We start from the raw sequence: 13,185 nt of genomic DNA, 5'->3' as shown, positions 1-13,185 counted from the left end.
TACAAAAAAAGCAGACGCCGAAACGCCTGCTTGTTTTAATTAAGCGGTTGCACGCTCATTCCAAGAATCGGAATGAATGATATTGCCGTCTTTATAGGTCCAAGTGATTTTTTCGTAGCGCAGTTCAATCTCTTCGAGATGGTTGTGCTTCTCTTTGTTGGGGTCTTTGATGTCGTGCATTTTTGGCGCGACTTTGACCACTTTGACGTTTTCAAGCTTGGTATTGAAATATTCCACTTCTTGCCCAGCATCATCAATGCGGTACCATTTGAATTCAGCTTCTTTCAAAGTTTGACCCGTGGTCACTGCTTTGTATAAATAAGGGCTTGATGCATCAATTTCTTTCACGAAAATAAATGGCGTATGGATACGTGTACCCGTTAATTTACCGGTATTGTTATCGGTTGGGATATACAGGTTATGGTCTTGTGCGACCACTTCAATACTGCCTTCACGGTCTTGTACATTGACAGAGCCCTTGATATCCGCGCCGCCGTCATCTTTTAGCCATAAATAAACAGGAATAGCCATGGTTACTTCTCCTTTTGTGTCGAATGTGTGTCATCGTCCATCGGTGACACGGTTTGATTATCTGCGCCCTGGCAAGCATCTGCTTGAGGGATGAGTCGTATTTCAACGCGTCGATTTTTTGCTCGGCCTTCAGCGGTTTGATTATCAGCAACTGGGTTATTTTGCCCGTCCCCTCGAACAGCAAAACAAGCAGGGCTGATATCACTGGTTTCTATCATCCAATCTCTGACTGATTCGGCGCGTTTTAATGAGAGTGTTTGGTTTAATGCTGGGTTTCCGGTGTTATCGGTATAGCCGGAGACGACAATCAACCAACCGGGTTTGGCTTTAATATTGAGCAAGGCATCGACTAAAACTTTAGTTGCATCCGTTTTGAGGGTGTATTGCCCTACATCAAACAACGATAGGCTATCAAGGGTGACTATTTCAGGGGCACTTTGAACAATGATAGGCGCGGGTGGCGGTGGAGGAGCCCAGCCACCTAATAGCGTGTGCAAGTAGGGTAATATTCTATTTCCCTGATATAACGCTAAAGAGTGAGAGGTTGGTATCCCTTCGCGTTCCCAACGTGCCAATTCAGTTGCATCATCTTGCAATTGCAGATAAGCGGTCTGTTTTGGTGCAAGAGGGGTATCCGAAAGTTGCGAAAAACGAGCAACATCTTCGCCAATGTGACGAATGAGTTGTTGGTTATGGTAGTAACTTCCGATTAATGCGCCTACCAAGAAGACCCCAAAAATAATTCCGATAGCCCCAAGGGTTTTCTCTGTGCGGCTTAAGCTAATATCATGGCGTAAGCGTCGTAACATCACATCGGGTAAAGGCAGCAAATCAGTGGTTTGAATTGATGAATATAGCGGCAGCATGGTTTTTTCTTGGATAAATTGCTGCCATAAGTTGTTAGGTTGGCTGGTGATATCTATCCATTGAATAGCCCATGCTGAAGGAGTTTGCTTTGGTGCTCCTGCTTGAGACACGGTGAACTGTGGGACTAAAACTTGGTTGAGCCAACTCTGTAAGGTATCTAACCACAGGGAAAATTGCAGGCTTTGCTCTGAGTGCCCAATATGGGCGGGCAACCAGACAGAGTAGGGGGCTGACATAGAACCTTCTTGTTCTACCTGAAACTCATTTTGGTGGCTGAGTAAAGTCATCCATGGAGTGTGTTCGCCATCCACGTGTAGGTCTGTACCTGTTTGGCGAGGCATAGTGAGATACACTGTGACCCAAAATGGCAGTTTTGACCCTATTTTTTGGTTGCTTTCACCAATGGCTCGACGCCAATTGAGCAATGCTTGAGTGAGTGTTTCTTGCTGAGTAAGTTGTTCCGGCAGGACGATATACAGTAATGATGTCTGCCCTGATAATGATGGGGCATGTTCCATCAATGCAGTCACTAATTTAACTAATTCAGTGGGGGCAGATACCCGAATATACCAACCTTGGCGAGTTTCTCGGTGTAATTGGTCACTCAAAAATAGGGCATCAGACTGACCACAAACGAGGATAACAGGACCCGAGTAGTTATCGGCAGGCAATGCACCCGCATAATCATGCTCAGTAGAAAGCATTTGGCGGCGCTGCTTATATTGCCAAAATAGCATCCCACCGGTAAGAGCCAGCACTAAGGCCGATACAAAAATAGTGACAGTTTGCCCTAGGGACCAAAACCCCCAGAGTAACCACAGAAAAAGGCCTGTCGCAAAAAGTGTCAGACACTGTTTGGTTGGGTTTTGCATGCCTATCCTTGTGTCATCCATTGTTGTAGTAAGTGTTCTAACGATGCACTGAAGCCCCACCACATTGCAGCGAGCACAAGAGCTCCACCAATCCAACCAAACCAGTAGAGTCGGCGGCGGCTAAAACGTAATTTAGGTTTTACGACAAGAGGTAAGTCTGATGAAATCAGATAATCAGGAAGTTGAACATTGAGTTGAGCGACGATACGCTCGCGTTCTGGCGCATTTTGCTGGCGAAATTTTCCAACAAACCCGAGGGTGAGCACGCGATGAAAACAGAGCAAAACATCTGGGTTAGGTGCCGTTTCATTTAAAATACTGCGTAGGCGATCCCACAGTTTATCTCCCGCTTCCAATGTATTGAAGTAACGGGCTTGCAACGGTGATTGTATCCAAGTGTTGTATCCATCATCTTGTTGATGCTGGCGATTCATCACGCTTTCATCAATTAATGCGCATTGGGCATATTGCATATGTTCAATGGCAGTTTCTGGATAACCATGTTCAAGTAATTTTTGACGCGTTTCATCAATCAGCTGACAAACTCGGTGGTAAAAATTATCACCCTGAGAGATGGCAGTGCCCTGATGAAGTTGACAAACCATTAACCAAGTTTGAGCAAAAATCATGTCAATAGTGTGGTGTGACATTGTATTTTTCATGAGCGAAGTACCGCAAACAGCTCTAATTGAATATCACCTAATGTACTCGGGACGTAAAAGGCACATTGCCCTGAAGAAAGCATGGCTTGACCCGCAGGTGTTTCAATATCTAGCGCAAAGTATTGATTTTCTAAACGAAGTGGAACCGCGGTTGGCACATGGCTGAGCGGTTTTAATGGGATACCATTGAGTGCCACATTGACCACATCAGCAACATCATCCCGACTACCTGCTTTACACAGCAAAGGAAATTGAGCAATGAGTAGGTGAGCGGGTAAAGATGAGCGTACGGATAAATAGAAATCCGCCTCTTCACGTAAGCGGCCATCATGAAGCTGCCCTGTCCAGAAAGGACCTTCTTTTACTAATTCAATACTGATAACACGTGAAGGTAAGCTGGCTTCAAGCAGGGTGTTTAATAGCGTAAAAAGAGGAGGGAAAACCTGCTCCGGTTGCTCATGTTTGTATTGCGGAATATCTTCCAATTTACTTTCTAAAGAGAAAGTTAATAAGCTCCCTGCTAAACGGGCGAGTTCTCGATAGAGTAATTCAGGATGACGATGTAATGCCGTGCTAAGTTCATTGAGTACAGGTTCGGCGCTGTTCAGTGAATTTAATAGCCAAAATAATGAGACATCAGCAACCACGAAGTCTGCCATTTTCTCATTGCTTTCGCGGCGCAGAGCCATCAGTCGACGGCGTTTAGCGACTAAGCGGTGCATAAATTCAGAGAGTAACGTGCGTAGTTCAAGACTTCCCTGACAAGCGAGCAAGGGGGGAATAAAACGCTTATCAAATTCCCATGCCCCTTGTGCATTGCGGATCAGCCGTGCAACTGGGCAAGTCATATAGGCTTCATTCTCATCATGGGCAAAACGTAGCGTTGCCACATGACGTAATACTGCAATATCCGTTTGCTCATGCCCGAGTAGGTCTTGAACTTTAACCCATTCTTGGCTAAACCGACGAGGGCGATCTGTACCCGTTTCAGGGGCCAAGTTGCCGCCATTTGCTAGCATTAAAGGTAACGCTAGCACGATGTCTAATGACTGACGATCTGCGTAGTCATTAAGGGATAATACCGGAGGAAGAGCATCAGACAGAGTCGTGTCAATAAGTGTGCCATCGTGAAAACGCACAATCATCTTTTGTGCGCTAACTCGAGATAGGGTTAAAGCACTGTCATCAAATTCAGTACTAATCACACCCCACGTTGAGGCAATACCCATTTGAGCAACGACTTCAGCGACATGGCTGTCCCAACGAGCTTGTTGTTGAAATTGTTGAGGGGCCAAAAAGGCCCCGTCTGTCCATAAGGGACGGTAGATTTTCATCCTGAATGACCTTTACTAATCGTTAGGCTTTGGCTTTAGGCATCTGCGAAACCAACGATAAATCCACATCCATGCCTTCGACTTGGAAGTGTGGGACGGCATACAGTTTCACGCGGAAGAAGCCTGGGTTATCTTCAATGTCTTCAACAACCACTTTTGCATCGCGAAGTGGATGAGAAGCTTGTAAATCATCACCCGGGTCGGTCATTTCAGTGACTAAACCACGAACCCAGTTGTTGAGTTCAAGTTCAAGGAGGCGTCTATCTTTGGTGGTACCAATGTTTTCACGTTGGATCAGTTTCAGGTAATGGGCAATGCGAGAGAGTAGGAAAATATAGGGTAAACGCGCGTTGATTCGGCTGTTTGCTGTCGCATCGGCAGTGTCATACAGCGCGGGCTTTTGGGTGGAATTAGCCGAGAAAAAGCACGAATAATCGCGGTTTTTGTAGTACGACAGTGGGATAAAGCCAAGATTAGCGAATTCAAATTCGCGCGTTTCAGGGATCATCACTTCTGATGGGATTTTCACCTGACTACCTGTACCTAAATCAAATAAATGAATAGGTAAATCTTTAACTGCTCCACCTGCTTGCGGACCACGAATTTGCACACACCAACCGTTGTTGATAAAGCTTTTAACCATGTTGGCAGCGAAAGCAAATGTGGCATTAGTCCACAAATATTTCTCATGATCTGGCCCTTTGACTTCTTCAACGTAATTGAAGCTGCGAACAGGCACAGTATCAGGGCCATAAGGTAAACGGCCTAATACACGAGGCATGGTTAAACCAATATAGCGGGCATCATCCGAATCACGGAAAGCTTTCCATTTAATGTATTCAGCACGGTCAAAGTAGTTACCAATATCTTTGATAGCAGCCACTTCTTCCATGGTCTCTTTGCCAAAGAATTTTGGTCCAACAGACCCAATAAATGGCATATGGGCAGACGCGGAGACTTTAGAGATGCTGCGTAATAAGGCTATATCTTGCGCGCTACGGTCAAACTCATAGTTAGAGATTATCGCTGCAATAGGCTCACCACCTGGGGTGTCATATTCTGCAATATAGGTATGGTGGTAAAGACCACTTTGGATAATTTCTGGGCTATCTTCGAAATCTTGGCGCAAGTCATCCTTGGCAATATCCAGTAGCTCAATTTTTACGTTTTGACGAAAATCAGTGCGATCAACAAGGAATTTTAAACCACGCCAAGTAGATTCAACTTTTTGGAAGTCTTGATGGTGCATCACTTCATCTAATTGCTGGCTGATTTGCTTATCGAGTTCAGCAATATGATGGTCAAGCAGGTTGCGGTCTAAACGCTCCACTTTTTGACCAGAAGATTTTAAACGGTCTAAAAATACTTGAACGGCAACCGTGACTCGTTCATCCGCAGTTGCATCAGCTAGCGCAGTATTATCTTGGAATGCGTTAATATCACTGATTGTAGCAACAGGGGTTAAATTGATTTTTTCAAATAAAGAAGCATAAACGCCTTGATTCGAGGTTTCATCAAGTACAGTCGTTGCACCTTGGGTTGATTCATTTTTTACAGACATCAGCATAATCCTTTAATAATCCAAATTAATCTTTCTTCGGTGCAAGTTGTGCTAGCTCTTCACGTAGTTCATCACTGAGTGCTGGGTCCTTAAGGATATTTTCCAATTCACGGCGGAACGTAGCGTTATCGAGGAGGTTAGATTTCAGGTCGCGTAGCAGATTACGCATGGCTAACATGGCTCGAAGTTGGGGGATTTGACGAGCCACTTGCTCAGGTTCGAAGTCTTTCATATTTTTGAAAGAGAGGTTTACGCTTTCGTCACTTCCATCACCAGCAAGGGTATTTTTTACCGTTAAGTTAACTGTTGGTGTAAATTCACTAAGGACGCTATCAAAGTTATTTTTATTGATATTTACTTTTTCACGCTCAGACAACGCGCGGTTATCTTGTCCGTTACTGTAATCACCCATCGCTAATAACTTAAGTGGCAATTCCACTTTCTTCTGAGCGCCGCCCGTGTGCAGTTCTAATTTAATATTGACCCGTGCTTTGGGGACTTCATTTTGAAAGCTATCTGACATGAGTGAAATTTCCTTCAGTTTTAGTGAATATATTGAATTGTGTATTGTTAAATGGTTGCAATTGAATTCCATTCATTTAACTTATGTAATTATTTTCTTTATATCTTCACTAATTCAATAAATCAACTTTTCTTATCAATAAATGTGACGGGAAATCTACGTTTTTTTGGGGTTATCTTGGCCTTAAATTTAAAAGTCAATAATATCAACATCTAACGTGTGTTGTTTTTATGCTTATAATTAAAAAGTGTCATTTAAATCTTTTTGTAATATTTTTTTTCAAAGTATTACAAAGTGATTCATAAGAATATTTACTCGTTTAGTGTGTGATAATCCTCTTTTTGATTAGAAATTATTTTATGAAAAGAAATAGATGAGTACTCAATAAAAATGACTGCTCTTTTTGGGCCTTGAGGAAGTACGCTCTATAGAACAGCATTACAGTCATAGCAAAACATGGAGTATTAAAAACTAGGGTGAATAGCCACTGCTATTTGGTTACAAGTGCAAAACTGGGTTGTTATCTAAAAGGTCGTGTTGGAGTGAGGGTGAGGAGGAACAAGTTTTTACTTTATATAGTTAAAGGGTAAGCTTCACTTTTACTCTAGTTGGTGTTTTATTATCTGCGTTAAAATTAATAATAAATGCATATTTATGCGGTCTAAGCATCTCATTGAACCAAGAAAAAACAGGCATCAAAAATAGCCTAGTCATGTTCTTGGTTATATAGAAATTCGAATAGAATGAAAGTTAGGTTATTGAATGATCATTTAATAACAATATAATGAGTGCTATATATAGTGCTCTCCTTGCATAATTACATGGTTCCAACGTTTGCTATCGTCTATTGGAAAACGGTTGATAAATTAACGTTATGGTCAATAATGCCAAAACCTAACGTTTATCGATTTAAATCATCGTATTGAAATAACGCCTACCTTATTCCCAAGGTTAAGGCTATACCATGTGCGTTATCGCTTGATAGGTAGCCTATCCCAGCTTTCACTTTTACTTGGTTATCATAGATATTAATGGGGGTTTCTAATGCGACAGAGGTATTATTTATAAAACCAAATGACAATTCTCTATAGTCCTTTCCATAGAACCCGCCGATATCATTGGATAAGATTAGATTGAAGTTAATGTCATTTATACTGATGAGTTCCGTCATAACATATTCACCACCAATCGACCATGTTCCGGTACTGCTATTGACATTTAGGCCTTTTGTCTTTCCAAAACCATTAGTAAACATATAGGATATATGGCCATATAGATTCAATTCATCATTATTGTCTAGGATATTTGTGTTTCTCAGGCCAAGTTTAGGTGTTATATGAAATGAATTTACGTTCCAATCTAATAACCCTTCATCGCGCAATACGTCTTTCATTTGTTGACTACCATGAAAAGTGGAATTATTGCTCATATTTGCATAACTTAATTCTAGCTCATTTTCTAGGCTGAACTTTTCGTTTATTTGGTAGGAAACTTTTGGTGATGCGGATAGACTAAAAATATCCCAACGGGCGCGTAGATTGCCTAAAGAGTCAATATTAACTAGTGACGATTTAACTTTAAGGTAATTACCTTTCAATTGCATAGAAAAAGAGTAATCATCTATTACATAAAGGTCTTTGAATTCATATGGTAAAGAATATTTTTCGTAGTTAAACCCCTCAGCATGAAGTGTTGAAGCGCTAATGTCATCTGTCAATGAAAGTGCAAGTAGCTTAGCGTAACCAGCATTCAAATTTTCATCGCTATAAGAACTACATATATAAATTGTTGAAAGTGATAATAATATTTTTAAGTATGGTACTTTCATTACATATTCCTGTCAGTGAGTAGTCAAGTAATACAATTAATAAGATAGATATTGTTATATTTCTCTGTTCTATATGTTTGTATTAGTTTAATTGATATATTGAAAAGTTAAAATACTAGCGGATAAATTAAACGGATAACGGGTAATTTACTCGAAGCTGTTATGATAGAAAGCACTTATGTACAGGGGGATTCAGTCAATAGACGTAATGATAGACTTATCATTGATTAGCGTTGATGAATAGTAATGGTAAGTAAAAATAACTATTTAATAACCACCGAATTTTCGCCGTTATGTACTGCGTTTGTTGATGTAGCGAAAAATAATACGGTAGTTACCATCGGCTAAAATAAGAATATTATCCATTAAAAAACATCTACTGCTACAGGTTGCATACTATCCTTAATTTATATACATAATAATACGAGTGGGCTTCCATTAGAATTTAGTCGTTAAACACAAAAATACCCTGTCATCCCTTACACATTAAATTATGGAGTCATAAAATATTCAGACAGTCATAGCCGACATCAGTTTTGCTATTGGTCATGTATTTTTTGACTCTGTTCACTTCAAAATATTTGGATCATATCAACAAAGGTGGGCAGTTGTCTTTTCAGGTTATGTCGCTTACTCTGGATTAACGTTAGGTTTTTAAGAAGAGCTATTAATGATGAATATTCAATCTGACCACAACAGCTTTTTTATTTTATCTGATGATAAGCAAACTCGTCTCGCAGAGATAACCTTTGTATATACAGGAGACGAATTAGCGATTATTGATCACACATTGGTTGATGAAAGCTTAAAAGGACAGGGGATCGCAAAATTGCTTGTTGCTAAAGTCGTAGAGCGTATGAGAAAAGAAAGGCGCAAAGTTATCCCGCTGTGCCCGTTTGCGAAAGCGATATTTGATAGAACTCCTGAATATAATGATATTCGACAATAATATTCTTTAATGACCGATGAGGTAGTCATGACTATTGAATCCAATGATAAGAAAACAGAATTGCAGTTGATTACAGCGCGTTCCAAAGATGTTGGGGGCATCCCTGTCGCTCGGGTTTTACCTACAAGAGAACGTAGGTTAATTGGCGCATGGTGTTTTCTTGATCATGCAGGTCCTACTGTTTTTAAAGGGAATTCCGAAGGAATGAAGGTGGCTCCTCATCCTCATACTGGCTTACAAACTTTCACTTGGATGATAGAAGGGGAAGTATTACACCGCGATAGCTTAGGTTATGAGCAAGTTATTCGGCCGCGGCAAGTTAATTTAATGACAGCAGGATATGGGATCAGCCATTCAGAAGACACTTATGGAGCAAACCATAAACTCCATGCAGTGCAGTTATGGATAGCATTGCCGGAAGCCGTTAAAGATACAATACCTCGTTTTGATCATTATCCTATTTTACCGAATTGGCTTGAAGGGCAAACCCAATTCCACTTGTTAGTGGGTGAATACGGGGCTTATAAAGCGCCGACGTTGAGCTTTTCTCCTTTAGTTGGGGTCGATATTATTGCTCAAAAAAGTGTTGAACATAGCTTAACGTTACAGTCTGAATTTGAATACGGTATTTTTGTTATTGAAGGAGCTGTGATTGTTGATGGGCAACACGTAGGTACGAATCAATTAGTGTATTTAGGCAAAAACAATTCTGAAGTTGTTGTGCGGTTTGCTTCAAATAGCCACATCTTATTACTTGGGGGCGAACCTTTAAATGAAACTATATTAATGTGGTGGAATTTTATTGGGCGTACTAAAGCTGAAATTATCGAGGCTGTTGAGGCGTGGAACCAAGGTCATCCTCGTTTTGGCCAAGTATTTAATGATGATCGCAGCCCAACACCGTCCCCATTAATGCCTTGAACGGTATTTATGTTTCCTAATTGAGTGGATAGATGTTTAATTTAAAAGCACTATCATATTGAGTAAGTTTCGAATTTTTATTCAATCATGGAACTGATTACTTTAACTGTTCTTGATAGTACTTAATTTTATTATTTAAACTATCTAGGTGGTCATTCAATATTAGGATCTGTTGTTCTAGACTCGTATAATGTTCTGTGAGTAAATTCATTCTATCTAACGTTGTGGATGCGCCTATCTCCCTTAATTTCGCGTATTCTTTAATTTTTTTTAAAGGCATCCCTGTTTCCTTTAAACGAATAATAAATTTAATCCATTCAATATCAGTTTCTGAGTAAAATCGATGGTTATTACTTTGCCTTGAAGGTGCCAAGATACCTTCTTTTTCATAATATCTAAGCGTATAAATGCTAAAGCCAGTTAATTGCGAAAATTGGCTAATTGAATAATTCATATGTACCTACTATCGAAAAAAATACTTGACCTAGAGTAAGCTCTATCTTTTAGCCTTTCAATACATTTTGTAAATGAGAGGTCATTATGAAAAATCACCATTATGCTGTTATTACAGGAGCTAGCTCCGGAATAGGGCGAGCTATAGCACTCGCATTTGCTAAACGAGGTTTTAATATTATTGCAATAGCGAGGCGGGGATTTTTGCTTGAAGAGTTAAAAACGGAACTAAAAACGTTACACCCAAACATTGATATAGTCACAAAAATATGTGATTTATCGAGTGTTGAAAATGCGAGTTTACTCTATGGCGAGTTAAGCCCGTTTGACATTGATGTATGGGTAAATAATGCGGGTATTGGTTATTATGGTGAAGCTGCCAAACAATCACTTGAAGATGTAAATACGTTATTAAATTTAAACATTAATACATTAGCAATGCTTTCATTGATGTATGTCCGTGATAACCATAATTTAGAAAATAAGCAGCTCATTAATGTTAGTTCAGCTGGAGGATATACTATCGTACCAACTGCGGTGACGTATTGTGGCTCAAAATTTTTTGTTAGCGCTTTTACAGAAGGGCTTGCCCATGAATTATTAAACGCGGGAGCACAATTAAAAGTCAAGTTATTAGCACCAGCCGCAACAAAAACAGAATTCGGCAAAGTCGCCAATAATCTAGCACATTATGATTATGACCAAGTTTTTGGGACTTATCATTCAAGTAATGAGTTAGCTGATTTTTTTATGCAATTATATGATTCAGAAAATGTTATTGGTTATGTTGATAGAGACAGTTTCAGTTTTAAATTACTTGATAATAGGATGCCTTATGCCAATAACAGCAAATCTAACCAAAAGTTATAGGATTATGAGTATGAATTCTTAAACAAGATAATAATCATTATATGGGTATTAATGGTGGATAATCCCCGATTGTGGCATGAGGTATTCACAGAATATAGCTATTTTCTAAATGGTCCAATTGCTTGAAAATAGAGATTTAGAATTAGCTAATTGGCTGCTACCTTGTGCCATTTAAGCCAGTATAATTTGGTAATACTATCATGAGTATTATCTATATTGTTTTTTTAATAGTAAATATGGGCATATTGATAACTAATTGGTTTTACCCAACTATTGTTGCACATCTTGGTGGTGTTAATTCAATGTGTTAACTAATTTGAAGTTAAAACGTAGGTGATGGTGCTTCTACATGATGATACTCTTGAGTGAACAACTAATGGTTGTGGGGGGCAGGGAATTTAAACTGGGGCGACCCTTGTACGTGAACTGAATTATTACAGTAGGGTGTTGATGCTATCTGCTCTGATCATATTGATCACCGCTGGATTTTGAGCTCAATGACGTAAGTAACTGAGTTTTCCATTAATAAATTACTGTTTAATCATCCAGTTGAACAGTTGAACAGTTGAACAGTTGAACAGTTGAACAGTTGAACAGTTGAACAGTTGAACAGTTGAACAATTGAATAATTGTCTATTAAAGTGAGCTTGATTTATCTCAGCAGTATATTCTTACAATATGAATGTTTAGCTTAAGGATAATAATGTTTATACTGAGCTAAATTATACACATTGAAGAAATAAGGGATGATATGAAAAGAGTAGGAATTTTGCTCACGGCTTTAGTTGTGTTATCAGGCTGTCAGACTTCTAATTCAACGTTAGTTTACGAATGTAATATTGACCAATCGATTAATCAGATTTCTAGAGATAGAAATGGTTTTTTTGCTTTTCCGACTGCGGCTCCGACAGTTAAAGTGTTTTCTTACAATGGCGCATTCAATATTCGTGATTTTGAAGCCGGTGAATATGCAGGCTATAAACTGGAAAAAAGCCAACAACAACAGCAAATAAAGACCGTTAAAGATTTTAAAGTCATTGTTAATAAAGGTGATTATTACCACGATAGCGGGAAAATTATTGAGATCTTCTCCCCAAAACAAAAAACAATTAGTTTATTTTTAATTGATCAGAAAACAGGGAAAACGGATTCGCTGCAATTTTTAACCGATTGTGAAAAAAAATATATAGAAATAAAAAATCGACCTCAGCATGATGACCATGATTCCTCCCCTGAATATGATAAAAATGACCCTGTTGTTAATGGTTAAGTGTGATTAAGGCATGAACATGATTGTTTAATTTGTATTAACATACAGATTGAATAGAGTATAAAGCAGCCATTTTCATAGGGGATATATAATGACTATTTCGGCAAGAAACCAACTTTCAGGTGTTGTTGCATCTATTGGTGTTGGTGCTGTCAATGATGAAATTATTTTGGATTTAGCGAGTGGGGAAAGCATTACTGCGGTTATTACTAAAAATAGTACCGCACAGCTAGGTCTAGAAAAAGGGAAACCTGTAATTGCGGTTATTAAAGCGCCTTGGGTAGTCCTTGTTTCTGATGAGAATGAATATAATTTCTCTGCTCGTAACCAATTTAATGGCATTGTCGAGTCTATTGAAAAGGGCAGTGTGAATTCAGTGGTCAATTTAAGAACAAAAGCAGGTACTTTGTTATCTGCGGTGGTGACAAACAATAGTACCTCTGAGATGGGGTTAATGGTTAATAGCCCTGTGACTGCTATTATTAAAGCATCAAGTATTATTCTTGCAACGAAAAAATAAGTGTTTGATAAACTATTTATCAAA

Annotated in this window: 13 protein-coding genes; 5 read left to right on the top strand and 8 right to left on the bottom strand. The window is 39.3% G+C overall.

Going from position 1 to position 13,185, the window contains the following annotated elements; genetic code table 11:
* Window positions 1–39: 39 nt before the first annotated feature.
* From ABE954_RS14545 to ABE954_RS14515, 7 genes are all read right to left on the bottom strand, one after another.
* A complete protein-coding gene (locus tag ABE954_RS14545) occupies window positions 40–531 on the bottom strand; it encodes an Hcp family type VI secretion system effector (RefSeq protein ID WP_004912469.1) in 492 nt (163 codons plus the stop codon).
* 2 nt (window positions 532–533) lie between these two features.
* Window positions 534–2,270, bottom strand: coding sequence for an OmpA family protein (locus ABE954_RS14540; RefSeq protein ID WP_131680697.1), 1,737 nt, complete (start codon window positions 2,268–2,270; stop codon window positions 534–536).
* A gap of 2 nt (window positions 2,271–2,272) precedes the next feature.
* Window positions 2,273–2,932, bottom strand: coding sequence for a type VI secretion system protein TssL, short form (tssL, locus tag ABE954_RS14535; protein WP_048606636.1), 660 nt, complete (start codon window positions 2,930–2,932; stop codon window positions 2,273–2,275).
* The gene (tssK, locus tag ABE954_RS14530) at window positions 2,929–4,266 is read right to left on the bottom strand and encodes a type VI secretion system baseplate subunit TssK (protein WP_048606638.1); all 1,338 of its coding nucleotides are present in this window, start codon (window positions 4,264–4,266) and stop codon (window positions 2,929–2,931) included. Before tssK ends, tssL begins: the two co-directional genes overlap by 4 nt.
* Window positions 4,267–4,288: 22 nt before the next feature.
* A complete protein-coding gene (tssC, locus tag ABE954_RS14525; RefSeq protein ID WP_042848029.1) occupies window positions 4,289–5,833 on the bottom strand; it encodes a type VI secretion system contractile sheath large subunit in 1,545 nt (514 codons plus the stop codon).
* 19 nt (window positions 5,834–5,852) lie between these two features.
* Entirely contained in the window at window positions 5,853–6,350 is a 498-nt protein-coding gene (gene tssB, locus ABE954_RS14520) for a type VI secretion system contractile sheath small subunit (protein WP_042848028.1), read from the bottom strand.
* Between the two features lie 934 nt (window positions 6,351–7,284).
* A complete protein-coding gene (locus ABE954_RS14515) occupies window positions 7,285–8,178 on the bottom strand; it encodes a hypothetical protein (RefSeq protein ID WP_166686756.1) in 894 nt (297 codons plus the stop codon).
* Window positions 8,179–8,851: 673 nt separating this feature from the next.
* Between ABE954_RS14515 and ABE954_RS14510 the strand changes: the two genes are divergently transcribed.
* Both ABE954_RS14510 and ABE954_RS14505 read left to right on the top strand, forming a co-directional pair.
* Entirely contained in the window at window positions 8,852–9,127 is a 276-nt protein-coding gene (locus ABE954_RS14510) for a GNAT family N-acetyltransferase (protein WP_042848080.1), read from the top strand.
* Window positions 9,128–9,154: 27 nt separating this feature from the next.
* A complete protein-coding gene (locus tag ABE954_RS14505; RefSeq protein WP_042848022.1) occupies window positions 9,155–10,048 on the top strand; it encodes a pirin family protein in 894 nt (297 codons plus the stop codon).
* A gap of 97 nt (window positions 10,049–10,145) precedes the next feature.
* On the opposite strand, the gene ABE954_RS14500 is transcribed toward ABE954_RS14505, so the two are convergent.
* The gene (locus ABE954_RS14500; protein WP_042848020.1) at window positions 10,146–10,502 is read right to left on the bottom strand and encodes a MerR family transcriptional regulator; all 357 of its coding nucleotides are present in this window, start codon (window positions 10,500–10,502) and stop codon (window positions 10,146–10,148) included.
* Between the two features lie 86 nt (window positions 10,503–10,588).
* Here ABE954_RS14500 and ABE954_RS14495 point away from each other — a divergent pair, with 86 nt between their 5' ends.
* The 3 genes from ABE954_RS14495 to ABE954_RS14485 all read left to right on the top strand — a co-directional run bounded on the left by ABE954_RS14495 (window position 10,589) and on the right by ABE954_RS14485 (window position 13,161).
* Window positions 10,589–11,371 carry an SDR family oxidoreductase gene (locus tag ABE954_RS14495; protein ID WP_129466692.1) on the top strand — a complete coding sequence of 261 codons (783 nt, stop codon included), beginning with the start codon at window positions 10,589–10,591 and terminating at the stop codon, window positions 11,369–11,371.
* 751 nt (window positions 11,372–12,122) lie between these two features.
* On the top strand, window positions 12,123–12,641 hold the full coding sequence (locus ABE954_RS14490; RefSeq protein WP_048606642.1) for a hypothetical protein: 519 nt from the start codon (window positions 12,123–12,125) through the stop codon (window positions 12,639–12,641).
* A 91-nt stretch (window positions 12,642–12,732) separates the two neighbouring features.
* Entirely contained in the window at window positions 12,733–13,161 is a 429-nt protein-coding gene (locus tag ABE954_RS14485) for a molybdopterin-binding protein (RefSeq protein WP_131680695.1), read from the top strand.
* Window positions 13,162–13,185: the final 24 nt, after the last annotated feature.

It is taken from the genome of Providencia sp. TYF-12, assembly GCF_041344805.1.
Taxonomy (GTDB): Bacteria; Pseudomonadota; Gammaproteobacteria; order Enterobacterales; family Enterobacteriaceae; genus Providencia; species Providencia huashanensis.
The sequence above is the reverse complement of the archived record's forward strand: the minus strand, read 5'-3'. Positions and strand labels throughout refer to the sequence as shown.

Coding starts and splice junctions, on each gene's coding strand:
- ABE954_RS14495 (WP_129466692.1), top strand. CDS start 10,589: ATGAAAAATCACCATTATGCTGTTATTACAGGAGCTAGCTCCGGAATA.
- ABE954_RS14515 (WP_166686756.1), bottom strand. CDS start 8,178: ATGAAAGTACCATACTTAAAAATATTATTATCACTTTCAACAATTTAT.
- tssK (WP_048606638.1), bottom strand. CDS start 4,266: ATGAAAATCTACCGTCCCTTATGGACAGACGGGGCCTTTTTGGCCCCT.
- ABE954_RS14545 (WP_004912469.1), bottom strand. CDS start 531: ATGGCTATTCCTGTTTATTTATGGCTAAAAGATGACGGCGGCGCGGAT.
- ABE954_RS14490 (WP_048606642.1), top strand. CDS start 12,123: ATGAAAAGAGTAGGAATTTTGCTCACGGCTTTAGTTGTGTTATCAGGC.
- ABE954_RS14500 (WP_042848020.1), bottom strand. CDS start 10,502: ATGAATTATTCAATTAGCCAATTTTCGCAATTAACTGGCTTTAGCATT.
- tssL (WP_048606636.1), bottom strand. CDS start 2,932: ATGAAAAATACAATGTCACACCACACTATTGACATGATTTTTGCTCAA.
- ABE954_RS14510 (WP_042848080.1), top strand. CDS start 8,852: ATGAATATTCAATCTGACCACAACAGCTTTTTTATTTTATCTGATGAT.
- ABE954_RS14485 (WP_131680695.1), top strand. CDS start 12,733: ATGACTATTTCGGCAAGAAACCAACTTTCAGGTGTTGTTGCATCTATT.
- ABE954_RS14505 (WP_042848022.1), top strand. CDS start 9,155: ATGACTATTGAATCCAATGATAAGAAAACAGAATTGCAGTTGATTACA.
- tssC (WP_042848029.1), bottom strand. CDS start 5,833: ATGCTGATGTCTGTAAAAAATGAATCAACCCAAGGTGCAACGACTGTA.
- tssB (WP_042848028.1), bottom strand. CDS start 6,350: ATGTCAGATAGCTTTCAAAATGAAGTCCCCAAAGCACGGGTCAATATT.
- ABE954_RS14540 (WP_131680697.1), bottom strand. CDS start 2,270: ATGCAAAACCCAACCAAACAGTGTCTGACACTTTTTGCGACAGGCCTT.